The organism is Mycobacterium sp. DBP42 (assembly GCF_005924235.1).
In the GTDB taxonomy this organism is placed as follows: domain Bacteria; phylum Actinomycetota; class Actinomycetes; order Mycobacteriales; family Mycobacteriaceae; genus Mycobacterium; species Mycobacterium syngnathidarum.
In genome coordinates this window covers 42,990-61,832 of record NZ_VCMY01000006.1, presented here as the reverse complement: position 1 = coordinate 61,832, position 18,843 = coordinate 42,990, and the positions used below count along the sequence as shown (strand labels likewise).

Annotated in this window: 17 protein-coding genes; 5 read left to right on the top strand and 12 right to left on the bottom strand. The window is 66.7% G+C overall.

Going from position 1 to position 18,843, the window contains the following annotated elements; genetic code table 11:
- The first annotated feature begins 14 nt into the window (after positions 1-14).
- On the top strand, positions 15-971 hold the full coding sequence (locus E0T84_RS09050; RefSeq protein WP_070187893.1) for a hypothetical protein: 957 nt from the start codon (positions 15-17) through the stop codon (positions 969-971).
- Here the strand turns inward: E0T84_RS09050 and trmD are convergent.
- The 6 genes from trmD to E0T84_RS09020 all read right to left on the bottom strand — a co-directional run bounded on the left by trmD (position 968) and on the right by E0T84_RS09020 (position 4,829).
- On the bottom strand, positions 968-1,651 hold the full coding sequence (trmD, locus tag E0T84_RS09045) for a tRNA (guanosine(37)-N1)-methyltransferase TrmD (protein ID WP_070187892.1): 684 nt from the start codon (positions 1,649-1,651) through the stop codon (positions 968-970). The two genes, E0T84_RS09050 and trmD, sit on opposite strands and share 4 nt — an antisense overlap.
- An 11-nt stretch (positions 1,652-1,662) precedes the next feature.
- Entirely contained in the window at positions 1,663-2,190 is a 528-nt protein-coding gene (rimM, locus tag E0T84_RS09040; RefSeq protein ID WP_138744254.1) for a ribosome maturation factor RimM, read from the bottom strand.
- Between the two features lie 10 nt (positions 2,191-2,200).
- Positions 2,201-2,443 (bottom strand): RNA-binding protein, encoded by a 243-nt coding sequence (locus E0T84_RS09035; protein ID WP_003881089.1) that lies wholly within the window; start codon positions 2,441-2,443, stop codon positions 2,201-2,203.
- An 8-nt stretch (positions 2,444-2,451) separates the two neighbouring features.
- On the bottom strand, positions 2,452-2,916 hold the full coding sequence (gene rpsP / locus E0T84_RS09030) for a 30S ribosomal protein S16 (RefSeq protein ID WP_070187890.1): 465 nt from the start codon (positions 2,914-2,916) through the stop codon (positions 2,452-2,454).
- 238 nt (positions 2,917-3,154) lie between these two features.
- Positions 3,155-3,574 (bottom strand): nuclear transport factor 2 family protein, encoded by a 420-nt coding sequence (locus E0T84_RS09025; RefSeq protein WP_070187889.1) that lies wholly within the window; start codon positions 3,572-3,574, stop codon positions 3,155-3,157.
- A gap of 19 nt (positions 3,575-3,593) precedes the next feature.
- On the bottom strand, positions 3,594-4,829 hold the full coding sequence (locus tag E0T84_RS09020; protein WP_070187888.1) for an osmoprotectant NAGGN system M42 family peptidase: 1,236 nt from the start codon (positions 4,827-4,829) through the stop codon (positions 3,594-3,596).
- A gap of 75 nt (positions 4,830-4,904) precedes the next feature.
- On the opposite strand from E0T84_RS09020, the gene E0T84_RS09015 reads away from it, so the two are divergent.
- The 3 genes from E0T84_RS09015 to E0T84_RS09005 all read left to right on the top strand — a co-directional run bounded on the left by E0T84_RS09015 (position 4,905) and on the right by E0T84_RS09005 (position 8,339).
- Positions 4,905-5,789, top strand: a complete 885-nt coding sequence (locus tag E0T84_RS09015; RefSeq protein WP_070188026.1) for a D-alanyl-D-alanine carboxypeptidase family protein — start codon at positions 4,905-4,907, stop codon at positions 5,787-5,789.
- An 87-nt stretch (positions 5,790-5,876) separates the two neighbouring features.
- Positions 5,877-6,692: a D-alanyl-D-alanine carboxypeptidase gene (locus tag E0T84_RS09010; RefSeq protein ID WP_070187887.1), complete on the top strand. Its 816-nt coding sequence runs from the start codon at positions 5,877-5,879 to the stop codon at positions 6,690-6,692.
- 84 nt (positions 6,693-6,776) lie between these two features.
- Entirely contained in the window at positions 6,777-8,339 is a 1,563-nt protein-coding gene (locus E0T84_RS09005) for a sulfite reductase flavoprotein subunit alpha (RefSeq protein ID WP_138744253.1), read from the top strand.
- Between the two features lie 58 nt (positions 8,340-8,397).
- Here E0T84_RS09005 and E0T84_RS09000 read toward each other — a convergent pair whose 3' ends face one another.
- The 6 genes from E0T84_RS09000 to ftsY all read right to left on the bottom strand — a co-directional run bounded on the left by E0T84_RS09000 (position 8,398) and on the right by ftsY (position 16,940).
- Entirely contained in the window at positions 8,398-9,459 is a 1,062-nt protein-coding gene (locus tag E0T84_RS09000) for an amidohydrolase family protein (RefSeq protein WP_138744252.1), read from the bottom strand.
- Between the two features lie 4 nt (positions 9,460-9,463).
- Complete coding sequence (ffh, locus tag E0T84_RS08995; protein ID WP_070187885.1) at positions 9,464-11,038, bottom strand: signal recognition particle protein; 1,575 nt, start codon at positions 11,036-11,038, stop codon at positions 9,464-9,466.
- A gap of 64 nt (positions 11,039-11,102) precedes the next feature.
- Positions 11,103-13,592 carry a [protein-PII] uridylyltransferase gene (locus tag E0T84_RS08990; protein WP_138744251.1) on the bottom strand — a complete coding sequence of 830 codons (2,490 nt, stop codon included), beginning with the start codon at positions 13,590-13,592 and terminating at the stop codon, positions 11,103-11,105.
- A gap of 80 nt (positions 13,593-13,672) precedes the next feature.
- On the bottom strand, positions 13,673-14,011 hold the full coding sequence (locus tag E0T84_RS08985) for a P-II family nitrogen regulator (protein WP_003881099.1): 339 nt from the start codon (positions 14,009-14,011) through the stop codon (positions 13,673-13,675).
- Positions 14,012-14,044: 33 nt separating this feature from the next.
- Positions 14,045-15,394 carry an ammonium transporter gene (locus tag E0T84_RS08980; protein ID WP_070187883.1) on the bottom strand — a complete coding sequence of 450 codons (1,350 nt, stop codon included), beginning with the start codon at positions 15,392-15,394 and terminating at the stop codon, positions 14,045-14,047.
- Positions 15,395-15,557: 163 nt separating this feature from the next.
- Positions 15,558-16,940 (bottom strand): signal recognition particle-docking protein FtsY, encoded by a 1,383-nt coding sequence (gene ftsY, locus E0T84_RS08975; RefSeq protein ID WP_171054958.1) that lies wholly within the window; start codon positions 16,938-16,940, stop codon positions 15,558-15,560.
- Between the two features lie 397 nt (positions 16,941-17,337).
- Here ftsY and E0T84_RS08970 point away from each other — a divergent pair, with 397 nt between their 5' ends.
- A complete protein-coding gene (locus tag E0T84_RS08970) occupies positions 17,338-18,819 on the top strand; it encodes a PE-PPE domain-containing protein (protein WP_138744250.1) in 1,482 nt (493 codons plus the stop codon).
- Positions 18,820-18,843 lie beyond the last annotated feature (24 nt).

Genomic DNA, 18,843 nt, shown 5'->3' with positions numbered 1-18,843 from the left:
GTTCAAGGAGGACCATGCGACGGCGGCCGTCGAAGCTGATGATTGCCAACGCGGTCAGCATGGTGGCGGTGGTCACGATGGCCGTCGTGACAGTCGGCTGCGAAGCCCGGGTGTACGGGACTCCCCCCACCCCCCTCGGCGCGCCCCAACTGACCGTCGTCGTCCCTCAGGGCAGCATGGCCCCGCTACCCGAGGCATCGCCCGGCGAGCCCGCTCCCAGTTTCCTCGGACTCGAAGACCGCACCCGCCAGGCCACCGAGGACGCCGCCGACGCCGGCGCCGACATCACGGTGCTGGTGCTCGACCGCAACACGGGCCAACTGATCTCCAACGGAAACGGCACCACGATCGCCATCGCGTCGGTGGTCAAGTTGTTCATCGCCGATGATCTGCTTCTGCAGGAGGCGAAGCGGCAGACGATCCTCAGCTCCGAGGATCGTCAGAATCTCGACGTGATGCTGCGATCCTCCGACGACAGCGCCGCGGAGGTGTTCTGGAACCGCAGCGGCGGAAGCGCCATCGTCGACCGGGTGGCCGCCCGCTACGGTCTGGGCTCGACGCGGCCGCCCGATGACGGGCGGTGGTGGAACACCATCAGCACCGCAGCCGATCTGGTGCATTACTACGACATGCTGATGAACGGGCGCGGAGGTCTGCCCGCCGAACAGGCCAATGTGATCCTGTCCAACCTGGCCCAGTCCACTCCGAACGCCATCGACGGCACCCAGCCGGGAGGCATCTACCCCCAGCGATTCGGCATTCCCGACGGCCTCTACGCCGAACCTGTTGCGGTCAAACAAGGTTGGATGTGCTGCATCGGTTCGGATTGGATGCACCTGTCCACCGGAGTGGTGGGCCCGGACCGACGCTTCATCATGGTGATCGGTTCATTGCAGCCCACGAACTCGGCCACCGCTCGCGACACCATCACCGACGCCGTCAAGACCATGTTCCCCGGCGGCCGGATCTAGGACCCGTCGAGCAGATCCGGCCTGCGCTCGCGGGTACGCTGCCGCGATTGCTCATGGCGCCAGGCTGCCACCTTGGCGTGATCCCCCGACAGCAGCACATCAGGCACGTCGAGCCCGCGCCAACTCTGCGGACGGGTGTAGCTGGGCCCTTCGAGCAGGCCATCGGAATGCGAATCCTGTTGATGCGACGCGGGATTGCCCAATACATCGGGCATCAAGCGGACCACGGCCTCGATCATCACCAGGGCCGCAGACTCGCCGCCGTTGAGGACATAATCGCCGATCGAGACCTCTTCGACCCGCATCCGGCGAGCCGCATCCTCGGCCACCCGCTGATCGATCCCTTCGTACCGCCCGCAGGCGAACACCAGGTGCGACTCAGTGCTCCACCGCTCGGCAACCGCCTGGGTGAACAGCCGCCCGGCTGGGGTCGGTACCACCAGAAGCGTTTCTTCAGAACAGATTTCGTCAAGCGCCGCACCCCACACGGGAGCTTTCATGACCATTCCCGGCCCGCCGCCGTACGGTGAATCATCCACCGACCGGTGCACATCATGAGTCCAATTCCTCAGGTCGTGCACCGCAACGGACAGGATTCCCGCGTCGATCGCCTTGCCCGGCAACGACTGACGGATCGGGTCGAGGTAGGCCGGGAAGATCGTGACGACGTCAATACGCACTGCGCGGCCCGTCAGACCTGGTCCAGGTTCAGCAGACCGTCTGGAGGATCGATGACGACGGTGCCGGTGTCCCGGGACACCGAGGTGACGATGGCGCTCACGAACGGGACCAGCACTTCGCGGCCGTCTGGATCGGCCTTCACCGACAACAGCTCACCCGCAGCGGTGTGCAGCACCTCGCGCACCACTCCCACCACCGCGCCGTCGACCGTGACGACCCGCAGACCTTCGAGTTCGTGGTCATAGAACTCGTCGGGATCATCGATCGCGGGCAGGTCGGCGGTGTCGACGACGAACACCGTGCCACGCAACGCGTCGGCGGCATTGCGATCGGCAACACCGGCCAGACGAATCAGCAGCCGACCCGCGTGATCACGCACGGACTCGACGGAGAACTCACGCTCGGCACCCCCTTTGGCGCGGCCCCGCAGGGCCACGCCAGGGGCGAACCGGGCATCGGGGTCGTCGGTGCGGACCTCGACGACAACCTCACCGGAAATGCCGTGAGCTTTGACAACCCGCCCGACAACCAGGTCCATGGATCCGACGCTACTGGTCGGTGTCCACCACGTCGACGCGAATTCCGCGTCCACCGATACCCGCGACCAGGGTCCGCAACGCCGTGGCGGTGCGGCCGCCACGGCCGATGACCTTGCCCAGGTCATCGGGATGCACGTGCACTTCGACGGTCCGCCCGCGGCGGCTGGTGACCATGTCGACGCGTACGTCGTCGGGGTTGTCCACGATGCCGCGGACCAAGTGCTCGACGGCGTCGACCACGACAGAACTCACCGCGGTGCTCAGCTCTCGCTTGCGGCTTCGTCAGCCGCGGCCTCAGCAGCCGGCGCCTCAGCCTCGGCGGCCTCGTCCTTCTTGGGAGCCTTCTTCTTCTTCGGCGTGACGGCGGCGGCACCGGTGCCGCTCTCGGCCTCGGCCAGCGCCGCATTGAACAGGTCCAGCTTGGACGGCTTGGGCTCCTTGACCTTCAGCGTGCCCTCGGCACCCGGCAGGCCCTTGAACTTCTGCCAGTCACCGGTGATCTTCAGCAGGGCCAGCACCGGCTCGGTGGGCTGAGCACCGACACCCAGCCAGTACTGCGCGCGCTCCGAATCGATCTCGATCAGGCTCGGCTCTTCCTTGGGGTGGTAACGGCCGATGACCTCGATGGCGCGGCCTTCGCGGCGGGTGCGCGCGTCGGCGACGGCGATGCGGTACTGGGGGTTGCGGATCTTGCCAAGCCGGGTGAGCTTGATCTTGACAGCCATGGTTGAGACTTCTCCTCGAATGTCACGCTGCAATTCGGCGATGCGGGCGGAATTGCCCGATCCGGTTTTGCCTTACGTGTGTGACCGCCGCGCAGCGCATTGAACGAGTCGCACGGCAGACAGCCGACAATTGTGCCAGAGCAGGCAGTATCGGCCCAAATCGCGCCGAGTACGTCGGTCGGGGCGACTCGGACCACACGTCGGCGAGCGGACTCGGACCACACGTCGGCGAGCCGACTCAAACCACCTTGTCGAAACATTTGGTCTCGACGCGGCGGCTCATCCGCCAGCCGTCGGCGGTCCGGACGAACTCGTCCTCGTACCACAACCCGCAGAACAACACCTGTTGCTCCAACCCCGGCAGCACCATGGGGTTGAAGCAGATCGTGCGCGACGACGCGGTGTCCCCGGTGATCCGCACATCGAAGTTGCCGAGCATGTGGGCGTAGGCCGGGAAGTTCGGCAGCACTTCGGCCAACCAGGCCTTGACCTGGGGGTACTGGCCGTCGATACCGCCCATAGCCCGGTAGTCGATGTAGGCGTCGGGTGTGAACACCGCATCCAGGTCGTCGAACAGTCGGCGGTCAATCGCCGTGGAGTAGTCGATCAACAACTGCTGGATCTCCAGGCGATCCGAAATCTCGGCCAGGCTCAACATGTCTCGATTCAACACCAGGTCAGGATTGAGGGCCCTCCGACGGCGGCCAATGCGTCCCTGGCGAGGCGTGCCCCGGCTCGGTGAAGTCGCCGCGGGACAACGGCACCCACTGCTCACTGGGGGCCGGCTGCTTCGAGGACGGGAAGTCACGCAACGCACCGGTCGGGCTGGAATCCCATGCCTCAAACGTCAACGGTGTCTGCAGCCAGGCATTCAGCAGTAGGTAGGTGGCCTCCAACGAGTCCAGGTGCGTCCGTTCCCAGCCGTGGCTGCCGTCCAGACCGAACCCCACCAGCGCCGCCCGGGTCCCTGCGCCCGCCTCGATGGCAGCCGCCGCGTCGGACCGGTAGTAGCGGAACACGTCCCGCGCGAACGGGATGCCCTGGCCCTCGGCCAGGCGGCAGAGCTTGCGGGTCAGGTGATAGTCGAACGGGCCGTGCAGGTCGGCCATCGGGATCGTCACGCCGTGTTCTATCGAGTGCTGTCCGGGGGCGCAGACCGCGTTGTCCACCGAGACCAACTCGGCCACGTCGGGCGGAAGTCCGTGGCTGGCACCGTGCCCCACTTCCTCGGTGATGGTCACCATCAGCGTGGCGCGGTGCGGCAGCACGATCTTCTGCTCCGAGATGGTTTTGGCCAGGGCCAGCGCGACCGCCACCCCGGCCTTCCCGTCGAGGTGCCGCGACACCACGAAGCCGTCCTGGGTGAGTTCGGGGCTGGCGATCAGCGCGACGAAGTCACCGACGTTCAGACCCAGCCGTTCCAGATCCGCACGCGTCGACACATTTCGGTCCACCCGCACCTCGACGTGATCCCAGTCGGTGGGCTGGGTGTCGATCTCGTCGCCGTAGGCGTGCCCGCTGGCCTTGAGCGGCATGATCGTGCCCGTGAAGAACTCGTCGGGGTCGTCGGAGAAGATGCGCACCCGCGCACCCGCAGCGAACCGTGCGGAGAATGTGCCGACCGGGACCAATTCGAGGCGACCGTTGTCCTTCAGATTTCGGACCATGCAACCGATGGTGTCGGAGTGCACCACCAGCGCTCGGTCGATCGTTGGCGACTCACCAGGCAGTTCGGCGGTCAACGCACCGCGCCGGGTCAACGTGAACGGCACACCGAAATCGTTGAGAGTATCGCCGATCAACTGCATCACGGCGTCTGTGCGTCCCGACGGACTCGGGGTCTGCAGCAACGCCAGCAGCGTGTCGATCATCCACTTACGTTCGGCCTCCGGCATAGCGGCGGTCTCGGCCACGGTTTCACACCTCGAATTCGTCGGATCTTCCTCACACACCGATGCACGCGGATTGTGCCACTAGGGTCAATGGACATGGGCAGGCTCGTCGGCGCGATCTCGCTGTGTCTCGCTGCACTTCTCCCTACATCTCTACCCGGTTCCCCTGCCGCCTTCGCCGACAGCAGCGTGCAGCAGGTCGGCGCGACGCCCATCCCGGACGGCCCGGCCCCGGCCTGGATCGTCGCCGACATGGATACCGGGCAGATCCTGGCCGGCAGAGATCAATACGTTCCGCACGCCCCCGCCAGTACCATCAAGACTCTGTTGGCGCTGGTGGCCATCGACGAGCTTCCGTTGGATGCGACGGTCGTCGCCGACGAAGCCGACGCCAAGGTCGAGTGCACCTGCGTCGGGATCAAAGCCGGACGCACCTACACGATGCGGCAGCTACTGGATGCGGCACTGCTGGTGTCCGGCAACGACGCCGCCAACACATTGGCGCACCTGCTCGGCGGGACCGACTCCGCAGTGGCCAAGATGAACGCCAAGGCCGCCGCGCTCGGCGCGAACGCCACCCATGCCGGGTCACCATCGGGTCTGAACGGCCCCGGCATCGATGGGTCCACCACGCCGCGGGACCTGGCCGTGATCTTCCGCGCCGCGCTGGCGAATCCGACGTTCGCGGCGATCACGTCATCCCCATCGGCGTCCTTCCCAGGCGCCACGGGACCGGTCACGTTGGTCAACCAGGACGAGATGTTGGGCCGCTATCCAGGCATGCTCGGCGGTAAGACCGGTTTCACCGATGTGGCTCGCAAGACGTTCGTCGGCGCTGCACAGCGCGACGGCCGCCGGTTGGTGATCGCCATGATGTACGGGTTGGTCAAGGAAGGTGGCCCGACCTACTGGGACCAGGCCACCAGCCTCTTGGACTGGGGTTTCGCGCAGGACCGCTCGGCGGGCATCAGCCAGCTGTAGCGGGCTGATGCCGCACTCCGGCGCCGCAACCATACGGAGACCTGATCGCACGCTGACCGAGTCCTGTGATCCGTAGCGTCTAGCTCCGTGCGACGACGTTTCGCGGCGACCGTGCTCGCCCTCGGCGCGGTGCTCGCGGTCACCCCCGCCGCGAACGCGCAGCCGGGCGTTCAGCCGGCAGGCGCGCAGATTCCCGACGGGCCCGCCAAGGCCTGGCTCGTCGCCGACATGGACACCGGCCAGGTGCTGGCGTCCAAAGATCCCAACGGTTCGTACGCCCCGGCCAGCACGATCAAGCCATTGTTGGCGATGGTCGTGCTCGACCACCTCCGTCCCGACAATTTCGCCCGGGCCAACCAGTCGCACACCAAGGTCGAATGCTCGTGCGTGGGCCTCGTGCCGGGGCAGCCCTACACCACCCGCCAGCTGCTCGAAGCGCTGCTCATGGTGTCGGGCAACGACGCGGCCAACATGCTTGCCGACATGCTCGGCGGCCAACCGGCCACCGTGGCGGCGATGACGCGCAAGGCGGCCAGTGTCGGCGCCCGCAACACCCGGGCATCCTCACCATCGGGACTCGACGGGCCCGGCTGGGAGACCGTCACCACCCCACACGACCTCGCGGTGATCCTGCGCGCGGCGCTGAGGTATCCGCTGATCGCACAGATCATGCGCCAACCCACGGCGCAATTCCCGGGCAAGACGCTGACCAACCAGAACGAACTGCTCCAGCGCTACCCCGGCGACATCGCCGGCAAGACCGGATATACCGATCTGGCCCGCAAGACCTATGTGGGCGCGGCGCAACGCGGTAACCGGCGCCTGGTCGTGGTCCAGATGTACGGCACGGGCGATCTCTACGGTCAGGCGATCGACCTGTTCGACTACGGCTTCTCACGCTGACCATGAGCGCCGGCGCTAAAAGGTAGGGCCCCAGCGGGACTCGCTCCAAACTAAGGTAACCCTAAATTCGGCGTGGATCACGCGATGAAGGGAGCCGATGTGTCCGACCGGGAATTCTCGCTGGTGGTCGCCTATGGCACCGACATGGGCAACGCCGAAGACGCAGCCATGTCGTTCGCCGAAGCCGCCACGGCCGCCGGAATTCCCGCCGAGGCCGTCGAACTCAACCAGGTGGAGCTAGACCGTCTCGGCACCACAACGCATTTCATCGTCGTCACGTCCACGTTCGGCGACGGCGAGTTCCCCGACACCGCCACACTGTTCTGGGAAGCGATCAGCGCCGCGACCGCGCGGCTGGAGCACATGAGTTTCGCTGTGCTCGCCCTTGGGGACACGTCCTACGAATTGTTCTGCAACGCAGGAAAACTCCTCGATGCCCGGCTCGAAGAGCTCGGCGCCACCCGGCTGGCCGACCGCGTCGACGTGGACGGGTACTACGAGGAACCCGCCGCCGCCTGGACCACCGATCTCGTCAAACAACTCGTGGCCGCCCACGCCGGCCCGACCGCCACCGTCTCCGTCCTCGAGACCTCGCCTGCCGAGCCCCCGCTTCGCGCGCAGGAACGCAATCCTCATCACGCTGCTCCCCTCACGGTGAATCGGCTGCTCACCGCAGCAGACTCCCACAAGGAGGTGCGTCACTACGAGCTGGACCTCACGGACTCCGGGATCGCTTACCAGGCAGGCGATTCACTGGCCGTCCACGCCGTCAACGACCCCGACCTCGTCGCGGCGATCCTGACCGAACTCAATGTCGGCCCCGAGTACCGGGTAGCCGAGGCGGAGGAGACATTGGGGGTCCTGCTCGCCGAGCAGTTCGAGATCCGCACCCCCTCACGCGCACTCCAGGACCTGGCGGGCCCGGCGGCCTACGGCGAGGACGTCCTCGATCTGATCAGGCGCGCCGACCTCACCGTCGAAGACGTCATCGATACGTTGCGCCCGTTACAGTTCCGCGATTACTCGATTGCCTCGAGCCCGCTGGTGCACCCCGACAGCGTGCATCTGACCGTGGGCACCGTGCGCTACCCGGGCACCGACCGCCGATATGGCGGTGTGGCCTCGACCTATCTGGCCGAACGCACTCAGACGGTTCGAGTTCACCTGCGCCCCAACCATCATTTCCGGCTGCCCGCAGCCGATGTGCCGATCGTCATGATCGGCCCTGGCACCGGCATCGCGCCGTTCCGGGCTTTCCTGCAGGAACGTCGGGCCACCGCCGCGCCGGGCCGCTCGTGGCTGTTCTTCGGGGACCGGCGCCGCACCACCGACTTCCTGTACGGCGAGGAGCTGACAGGCTTCGCCGACTCCGGCACGCTCACCCGGTTCGACGTGGCCTTCTCCCGCGATCAGAGCACGAAAGTGTATGTGCAGCACCGGATGCGAGAGAACGCGGCCGAGTTGTTCAGCTGGCTACAGGACGGCGCGTACCTCTACGTGTGTGGTGATGCCGACCGTATGGCCAAGGATGTCGATGCCGCCCTGCACCAGATCATCGCCGACGCCGGCGGCATGGACGCCGACGCCGCGCACGCCTACGTCAACGACCTGATCAAGACCCACCGCTACCTGCGCGACGTCTACTAGCCTTCGATTCTGCGCTGGCGGCGCGGTCCACTCACACTTCTGCGTCCTCGGCGCGGGATCAACGCCAGACTTTGCCGCGCAAGATCACCAGATCTGGGTGGCTGACACCGCCGAGACGCGGATCCTCGGTGTAGCAGACCAGATCCGCCGGTGCCCCGTGCTCCAACGCGGGCCGGCCCAGCCAGGCCCGGGCATCCCAACTGGCCGCGCCCAGTGCTGCGGTCGGGCTCATACCGATGCCCTTGAGCGCCTCGATCTCGTCGGCGATGCGACCGTGGGCGATCATCCCGCCGGCATCGGTACCCGCGAAAATCGGCACCCCCGCCTCGTAGGCCGCGCCGACCCGGCCGCGGCAAGAGGCATACAGATCCCGCATGTGTTTGGCATACGTCGGGTACTTGCCTGCCGCGTCGGCGATCCCGGGAAAGTTGTCGATGTTGATCAGTGTGGGTACCAGCGCCGTGCCGTGCTCCAGCATCAATTCGATGGTGGCGTCGGTGATCCCGGTGCCGTGCTCGATGCAGTCGATACCGGCGTTGATGAGCCCCGGAAGCGCATCCTCGCCGAACACGTGCGCGGTCACCCGTGCCCCCTCGGCGTGAGCGGCGGCGATCGCCGCCTTGAGGACCTCGTCAGACCACAGCGGCGCCAAGTCCCCGACACCCCGGTCGATCCAGTCGCCGACCAGCTTCACCCAGCCGTCACCCCACCGCGCCTGCTCGGCGACGGCAGCGGGCAGTTGCGACTCGTCCTCGATGTCGATCGGCAAACCCGGCGAATAGCGCTTGGGGCGGGCCAAATGCCGCCCGGCCCGGATGATGCGCGGCAAGTCCTCGCGATCGTCAAAGCTACGGGTGTCCACGGGCGATCCGGCATCGCGCAGCAGCAGCGCACCGGCGTCGCGCTCGATCTCGGCCTGCACCACCGACTCGTCCAGCGACACCGCGCCGCCGGGCCCCAAACCCACGTGGCAGTGCGCGTCGACCAGACCCGCAATGATCCAGCCACCGTCAAAGACCGTGTCGGCGTTGGCGATCGGTTCCGCCGACAGCACCCCGTGGGCGACCCACCACTCGACGGGCTCGCCGTCGGGCAGGGCGCGTCCGCGCAGGTGCAGCACCGAACTACTTCTGGCCCGGGAATTTCAGTTTGGACAGGTCGAAATCGGCCAGGCCGGGCGGCAATTCGTCCAGGCCCTTGGGCATGTTCGACAGGTCGGGGAAGCCGGCCGGCATCCCGGCACCCAACGGGTTGCGCGGCGGGGTCGGACCTTTCCCTGACTGACGGCCCTTCTTCTTGCCGGCCTGCTTGTTCTTGCCCTTGGCCGCCTTGCGCGGCGAGTTCTTGCGGCCGAACGGCATGCCCATCTGGCCGGCCATCGACGACATCATCTTGCGGGCGTCGAAGAACCGGTCCACCAGCTGGTTGACCTCCGACACCGTGACACCGGAGCCGTTGGCGATGCGTAGCCGCCGGGAGGCGTTGATGATCTTCGGATCGGCCCGTTCGGCGGGGGTCATGCCGCGGATGATGGCCTGCACGCGGTCCAACTGCTTGTCGTCGACCGCGGCCAACGCGTCCTTCATCTGACCGGCCCCGGGCAACATGCCCAGCAGGTTGCCGATCGGACCCATCTTGCGGATCGCCAGCATCTGCTCGAGGAAGTCCTCCAGCGTCAGCTCACCGGAGCCGATCTTGGCTGCGGCCTCCTCGGCCTTCTGCTGGTCGAAGACCTGCTCGGCCTGCTCGATGAGGGTGAGCACATCGCCCATGCCGAGGATGCGGCTGGCCATGCGGTCGGGGTGGAAGACGTCGAAGTCTTCGAGCTTCTCCCCCGCGGAGGCGAACAGGATCGGCACGCCGGTGATCTCGCGGACCGACAGCGCGGCACCACCGCGGGCGTCACCGTCGAGTTTCGTCAGAACGACACCGGTGAAGCCGACGCCCTCACGGAAGGCCTCGGCGGTGGCGACGGCGTCCTGACCGATCATCGCGTCGAGCACGAACAGGGTCTCATCGGGCTTCACGGCGTCGCGGATGGCCGCGGCCTGACCCATCAGCTCCTCGTCGATACCGAGCCGGCCGGCGGTGTCGACGATGACCACGTCGAAGTGCTTGGCACGGGCCTCGGCCAGACCGGCCGAAGCGACTGCCACCGGATCTCCGAGCCCACCGACCGCTGTGCTGACCTCGCCATCAGGGCCGGTGCCCGGATGCGGGGCGAAGGCAGCCACGCCGGCACGCTCGGCGACGATCTGCAGCTGGTTGACCGCGCCGGGCCGCTGCAGGTCACACGCCACCAGCAACGGGGTGTGCCCGAGTCCTTTGAGCCATTTCGCCAGCTTGCCGGCCAAAGTGGTCTTACCGGCACCCTGCAGACCGGCCAGCATGATCACCGTCGGCGGGTTCTTGGCGAAGTTCAGTTGGCGCGTTTCACCACCGAGGATGCCGATGAGCTCCTCGTTGACGATCTTGACCACCTGCTGCGCGGGATTCAGCGCGGCCGAGACCTCGGCGCCCTTGGCGCGATCCTTGATCCGTGCGACGAACTCACGCACCACCGGCAGCGAGACGTCAGCCTCGAGCAGTGCCAACCGGATCTCGCGCGCCGTGGCGTCGATATCGGCGTCGGTCAACCGCCCCTTGCCGCGTAGGCCCTGCAGGGCTCCGGTCAACCGGTCAGACAGGCTCTCAAACACGTGGTAAGCCTAGCGGCCGGGTCGGGGCGGGGTGGTGAGCCCACCGGCCGGCCCGCTCAACCGGTCAGCCCGCTTGCTCCACCGCTTTGGCCGGTTTCGGCGGCGGGGCGGGCAGGATCGCGAGCATGTCGCGCTCCAGCTCCTCGCGGAACGCCGCCCGGCCGGCCTCATCGGCGGCCAGTGCCGGGGCGTTGATGCAGAACACGTCGACCACCGAAGACCCCAGCGTGGTCACCTTGGCCCAGGCGATGTCGACGCCGTCCCGTTCGAACACCGCGGTGAGCCTGGCCAGCAGACCCGCCCGGTCGGCTGTGCGGATCTGGACGATCAGATCGGACGGCTCGGACCCGGTGGACCACAGGATGCGCGGCGGGGGCGGCACGTGGTTGGCCGGCACCGAGGCGAGGATCTCGCCGGCGCGGCCGGCCGGATGCTGAGCGGCCTCCTGATCGCGCCGTTGCAGCGCACCGATGACGTCCAGTTCGCCCTCGAGCGCCAGGATGAACTGCTGGCGCAGCAGCTCGGCCGGCGGCGGAGCACCGAAGTGCGGTGAGACCACGAAGGTGTTGATCGCCGAACCGTCGTGACTGTTGACCGATGCCGAGTGGACCCGCAGGGAATTCAACGCCAGCACGCCGGCGGCCTTCGACAGCAGGCCCCGCCGGTCCGCGGCGATCATCGTCACGTTGTGGATGTGCGGGCCGTCGCCCGGGGTGAGCTCGACATGGACACCGGCGTTTGCGGCCAGCTCCATGAACCGCGGCTCGACGGGATCAGGCTGCGGCAACGGTTCACCCGCCATCACCAGACGGCACCGTCTGACCAGGTCACCGATCAGCGATGCCTTCCAATCCCCCCACACCCCGGGCCCGGTGGCCAGCGAATCGGCCTCAGCCAGGGCGTGAAGCAGCTCCAGCAGCACCATGTCCCCACCGAGCGCGGCGGCTACCGTGTCAATGGTCTTGGGGTCCTGCAGATCTCGTCGCGTTGCGGTGTCGGGCAGCAGCAAGTGGTAGCGGACGATCTTCGACAGCACCTCGATGTCGGAGGGCCACAGGCCCAGCCGGGTGCCGATCTGCGTGGCCAACTCCGCACCGATCACGCTGTGGTCCCCGCCGCGACCCTTGCCGATGTCGTGGCACAGCGCACCCAGCAGCAGCAGATCCGGACGCGACACCCGGGTGGTGAAAGCGCCCGCGCGCGAGACGGTTTCAACCAGGTGGCGATCGACGGTCCAGATGTGCACCACGTCCCGCGGCGGCAGATCCCGTACCGCACCCCACTCGGGGAACAGTCGGCCCCACAGACCGGTCCGGTCCAGGGCCTCGATGGTGGCCACGGCGGCGGGCCCGGACGCGAGCAGGACCAGGAGGTCCTTGAGGGCCTGCCGCGGCCACGGCGTGCGCAGTTCCGGTGCAGTCTCGGCCAGCCTGCTCAAGGTGGACACCGCCATCGGCAGCCCGGTGCCGGCCGATGCGGCCGCGACCCGCAGGATCAGGCCCGGGTCACGTTGCGGACGGGCGTCGCGGGCCAGGATCACCTCGCCGGCATATTCGACCACCCCTTCGTCGAGCGGCCGGCGCACCGGGCGACGCAACGCGGCAAACCCACGTTTCGGCAGGGCGTTGGCGGCGGTGCGGATCCCGGAGTCGACGTAGTAGCTGACGGTGCGGGCCGCATCCGAGAGGGTACGGGCCAGGTCGAATCGGTCCCCGATCCGCAACGCCGCGCCGATCTCGTCGGCGTGCTGGGCCAGCAACAACTCCCGGCCCCGGCCGGAAGCCCGGTGTAGTTCGGTGCGCACATTCAGCAGCGCCAGGTGGGCATCGCCCAGGGTCCTGGTCGGAGAGGCCAGCGCCCGACTCGGATACACGTCGGCCAGTTGTGCGATCGCGAGCGCGTTGAGCAGTTGAACGTCCCGCAGACCGCCCCGGCCGGACTTCAGATCCGGCTCGGCGCGGTGCGCGATCTGGCCGCTGCGCTCCCACCGCGACTGTGCGTGCTCGACGAGTTCGTCGAACCGCGAGGCGATTCCGATCCGCCACTGTCGGCGCGCCCCGCCGACCAGCAACGCCGACAGGTCGGCGTCACCGGCGATGTGGCGTGCGTCCAGCATGGCCAGGCCCACCGAGATGTCCTCACCGGCCACATTGAGCGCCTCGGGCACCGTACGCACGCTGTGGTCGATTCGAATATTGGCGTCCCACAAGGGGTACCAAAGCTTCTCAGCGACCTCGGAGACGAGTTCGACGGGCATGTTGTCATGCAACAACGTCAAGTCGAGGTCGGAGTACGGCAACATCTCGCCGCGCCCCAGACCACCGGTGGCCACGATGGAGAATCCACTGGTGGCGGTGATCCCGATCTCGGCAGCCTTTGTGGCGAGCCAGAATTCATGGAGATCGAGCAAGGCGTGCCGCAGGGCAGCCGCATCCAGTTGACGCGATCCGCCGGAGAGCAACTGTTGGACCGCCGCGGCCAGGTCATTGGCGGGCCGGGACGGCGCCGGGGCCTCCCGAGGAGAGGCCCCGACTTCTGGTCTGTTCTCTGTCATCTCGACTCCTCCCCGGCCGATCACCGGATAATGCTCACGCGAGTGCTGGCCGGGGAGAAGACGTCTCACAGACGCCCCGGCTACAGCGCGTCAGCTCCCCGTTCACCGGTACGCACCCGAACCACGGTGTCGACCGGGCTGACCCATACCTTCCCGTCGCCGATCTTGCCGGTGCGTGCGGCCTGCACGATGACATCCACAACCTTGTCGACCGCGGAATCGTCGACCACGACCTCCACCCGAACCTTCGGTACGAAATCGACCGAGTACTCGGCACCGCGGTAGACCTCGGTATGGCCCTTCTGACGGCCGTAGCCCTGTACCTCGCTGACCGTCATTCCCAGAATGCCCGTCTGCTCGAGCCCGGTCTTGACATCCTCGAGCGTGAACGGCTTGACGATCGCAGTGATCAGCTTCATAAATTCCATCCCTTCCAGGGCAATTGTTCCCGATCAGGCGAGCTCGTAAGCCGTTTCCGCATGCTCGGTCTCATCGATACCGGTCGCCTCATCTTCCTCTGCGACACGCCAGCCCAGCGGTTTGAGGGCCAAAGCAATGATGGCAGTCATCACCGCGGTGAATAGAGTTGCCGCGGCCGCGATCACGATCTGGACGACCAACTGCTTGACGCCGCCGCCGTAGAACAGGCCGGATTCGGTGGCGAAGAAGCCGATTCCGATCGTGCCCCACAAACCGGCAACGAGGTGCACACCGACCACATCGAGCGAATCGTCGTAACCGAACTTGTATTTCAGACCGATGGCCAGAGCAGACAGCGCACCGGCGATCGCTCCCAGGAACAGCGATCCGATCGGGCTGAGCGCGCCGCAGGCCGGGGTGATGGCCACCAGACCGGCCACGATTCCGGAAGCGGCACCGACGCTGGTCGGATGACCGTCGCGAAGGCGCTCGACCAGTAGCCAACCCAGCATCGCGGCGGCGGTGGCGGCAGTGGTGTTGATCCAGACCAGGCCGGCGGTGGCATCGGCAGCGCCTTCCGAACCGACGTTGAATCCGAACCAGCCGAACCACAGCAGTGCGGCACCGAGCATGACCCACGGAATGTTGTGCGGCCGGAAGGCCATCTTGCCGAATCCGCGGCGCCGGCCGACCAGGATCGCCAGCACCAGCGCGGCCATACCTGCGTTGATGTGCACCACCGTGCCACCGGCGAAGTCGATGGGAGCCACCGTGGCCGCCGCCGTGCCGTCATCACCGACTGTGGTTCCGAACAACCAAGAGGCGAAGCCGCGCTCGTTGCCCGACAACAGGCCGCCGCCCCAAACCATGTGGGCCAGAGGGAAGTACACCACGGTGACCCAGATCCCGGTGAACAGCAGCCAAGTGCCGAACTTGACGCGTTCGGCCAGGGCGCCGCTGATCAGCGCGACGGTGATGACCGCGAAGGTGAGCTGGAAAGCCACCCACACGATCGCCGGGACAGACCCGAACCCACCGATGACATGCAGCTCCTGGCCGCCGATCTCCCGGGTCTCCAGTAACTGGGTCAGACCGAACAGCGAGAAGGGGTTGTCGAAGATCCCAGCGATGTCGGATCCGCCGGTGTGCGCCGAGGCGAAGGACATCGAGTAGCCCCACAGCACGTAGATGACGCTGACCACGCCAATAGCTCCGAAGGACATCATCATCATGTTGAGCACGGACTTCTGCCGGGAGAGGCCGCCGTAGAAGAACGCCAGCGCCGGCGTCATCAGCAACACCAATGCGGCGCTGACGAGCACCCACGCCGTGTCGCCGCTGTCGAATGCGGCGAACGATTCGTCAGGTAGGGCTAAGACCACTTTGTGTGAACCTCCTTGGGAAGTGCGCCGAAAGATCGGCCTCCCGATGAGGTTCGTTCGCAGGCGTTTCATCGGTGATGCGCTCACGTTTCGTCAACGTGAACGCAACCCGGATCGCCGTTACACTCATGTTGCGCCAGTCTCACCGCCCCGGGGGACGGCGTCAGCCCAGCAGAGCGTCGACGAACGCTGCCGGCTCGAACGGGGCGAGGTCGTCGGGACCTTCGCCGAGTCCGACGAGCTTGACCGGGACTCCGAGTTCCTGCTGGACCCGGAACACGATCCCGCCCTTGGCGGTGCCGTCGAGCTTGGTCAGCGCCACCCCCGTGATGTCGACGACCTCGGCGAACACCTTGGCCTGCGGCAGGCTGTTCTGGCCGATGGTGGCATCGAGCACCAGCAGCACCTCGTCGACGGCGGCACGCTTCTCGACCACGCGCTTGACCTTGCCGAGTTCGTCCATCAGGCCGGTTTTCGTGTGCAGGCGGCCGGCGGTGTCGATCACGACGACATCGGCCCCGGTCTTGATCCCGTCATCGACGGCATCGAAGGCCACCGACGCCGGATCGGCCCCCTCGGGCCCACGCACCACGTCAGCCCCCACCCGCGAACCCCAGGTCTGCAACTGGTCGGCAGCCGCGGCACGGAACGTGTCGGCGGCACCGAGGACCACGCGGCGGCCATCGGCCACCAGCACCCGCGCCAGCTTGCCCACCGTGGTGGTCTTGCCGGTGCCGTTGACACCCACCACCAACAACACGGACGGCTTGTCCGCATGAGGCAGAGCCTTGATGGAACGGTCCAGATCGGGCCGAAGCTCCGACATCAGCACCTCGCGCAGTACCGCGCGGGCGTCAGCTTCACTGCGCACGTTCTTTGCGGCCATCTTCTCGCGCAGGGCCCCGACGACGGAGGCGGTGACGACCGGGCCGAGGTCGGCGATCAACAGGGTGTCCTCGACGGCCTCCCATGAGTCCTCGTCGAGATCGCCGCCGCCCAGTAATCCGAGCATGCTGCGGCCCAACGCGTTCTGCGACTTGGCCAGCCGGCCGCGCAGCCGGTCCATTCGCCCTTCCGGCGGGGCGATTTCCTCGACCGCGGCGGCGACCGGATCTTGCACCTCAGCCGGTGCCGGTTCGGCCGGTTCGGGTTCGGCCGGTTCCGGTTCGGCCGGTTCGGCCACCACTTCCGGTTCGGCCGGCGGCTGCGGCGTTTGCGGCTCAACCGGCGGTTCGGGCAGCTGAACATCGGAGATGGTGCGTTTGGGCGCATCCCGAGGAATGGTTGCGTCATCGCCGACCGCGGGCATTCCGGTGGTGTCGAGACGTTCGACCGTCGGCGTGCCCGACTGGCTGAACGTGATACCCGAAGAAGCCGTGTAACCGCCCGAGCGGTCGATCGGCTTGGTGCCGTCACCCCCCGACAGGCTGATCCGCCGCCGCCGGTAGCGGACCAGCCCCACGACGAGCGCCACGACGACCAGAACGGCTACGACCGCGATGGCGATCCACAGACCCAACAACGCACCTTCTGTCACGTCCGCCATTGTCTCAGGGCGCTGACGTGGGCACGACCGGCCCCGCGTACCACCCGGTGCGACCGGCCCGGCACATTCCTGCGTCGGTGGGAAAAATCGGTATTCCGCACGGCACAAAATGACGGTACACTCACGTACCACAGCGGCATTTCCTCGCCTCCACACACGAGCTCAAACGTTGTCTCGCCAGCCGTAGATTTCCTCTACGGCTTAGCTGTGTGGCCCGCCATTTTATATTTCTTCGATCTTGAGCTGCATAATTCATTTTTTATGCGACTTTTTTCAATTCGCTGACACGCACCGTAAACGTGGTCCACGATCCAAAGCGGGTCGGGAATGGCTTCAGCATCCGGTGGGCACGTGGTCTTTCCCTTGGGATTTCTCGCGAAAAAAGGGAGGGGCAAAGATGCACATTCGCGCGCTTCGGGGGCTGGCACTGACGCTGGTCGCCGTGTCCGGGACGGTCGGGCTGGTGCTGACGGCCAGCATGACCACGCTCGTACAACTGGCGGCAACGGCACTGATCATGGGTGGCACCGGGATGAAAGCGCTGGGAGATCCGCACCAATGGGGCGCCGGCACCTACGTGGACCAGGTGAACAGCACCTATCTGTCCGACTGGCATCTCGGAGACGACGACCTTGACTGGGTGCAGACACCGGAGCACTTCTGGCCGGCCACCGGCCTGACCGATGTCAGCTTCGACACCTCGGTGGCTCGTGGCGTGCTCGGCCTGAACAACGCCGTCCTGGCGACCCCCGGTGAGAAGATCGTCGTGGGCTATTCGCAGAGCGCCAACATCGCCACCCGGGAGAAGCGCAACCTGGCCGAACTCCGCGCCCAGGGTGCGGCCGTGCCCTCACCCGACGAACTCTCGTTCGTGTTCGTGGCCAACCCGAATCGGCCCAACGGCGGAATTCTGGCCCGGTTCGAAGGGCTGCACATCCCGATCCTCGGGGTCACCTTCGACGGTGCCACCCCGGACGACGAGTACCAGACGATCGACGTGGCCCGTGAGTACGACTTGATCGCCGACTTCCCCAAGTACCCACTGAATCTGCTGGCCGACCTCAACGCCCTGATGGGCTACTTCTACCTGCATCCGAACTACGGGTCGTCCGTGATCGACCTGGACGATCCGACCACCTACCAGTCCTACACGTCCGGCAACACCACCTATTACCTGGTTCACACCGAGCACCTGCCGCTGCTGCAGCCGTTGCGCACCATCGGAATTCTCGACCCACTGCTCGATCTGGCCGAGCCGACCCTGCGGGTGCTCATCGACCTGGGCTACGACCGCACACCGGAGAACATGGGCGTTCCGACCCGAGCCGGGCTGCTACCTCGCATCGATCTGGACAAACTGGCCTCGGACCTGAGAGCTGCGGCCAAGGAGGGGGTGCGCAACGCGCTCACCGACCTGGGCATCAAAACGGCCGATACCGACACAGAAACCCTTGGCACAGTGGAAAAGCCGGCTCCCGATCGGCTCGCGCCCGACGCTGCGGCAGCAAAGCAGCGCAGCGACATCGCCGGGCCGCAGGCCGGAGTCGGCACACCGGATGCCGAGGTGAAAACCACGCCGGGCGACAAGGCCGAATCCGAGTTCGAGGCGCCGCGGCGTCAGGACAAGCAACAGCCGACATCGAAGGCCGAGCATGTCCGGTCATTGCGACGGCCGCTGATCTCCAAGAAGCCGTCCGCTGGTGCAACCCACGCACAGGCGGATGCGCCCCAAGATCCACCTCGTCGGGCCCGCGCACACCATCGCTTCGATGACGGCAAGTCAGCCCACCCGAAAACCGGAACCAGGGGCACGAAAGACAGCGATACGCAAGGCAAGTCGCGCCGGCAGCACCGTTCGGGACATTCCGACGCGGCATAGGGCCCGCGCCGAGCGACCGATCGG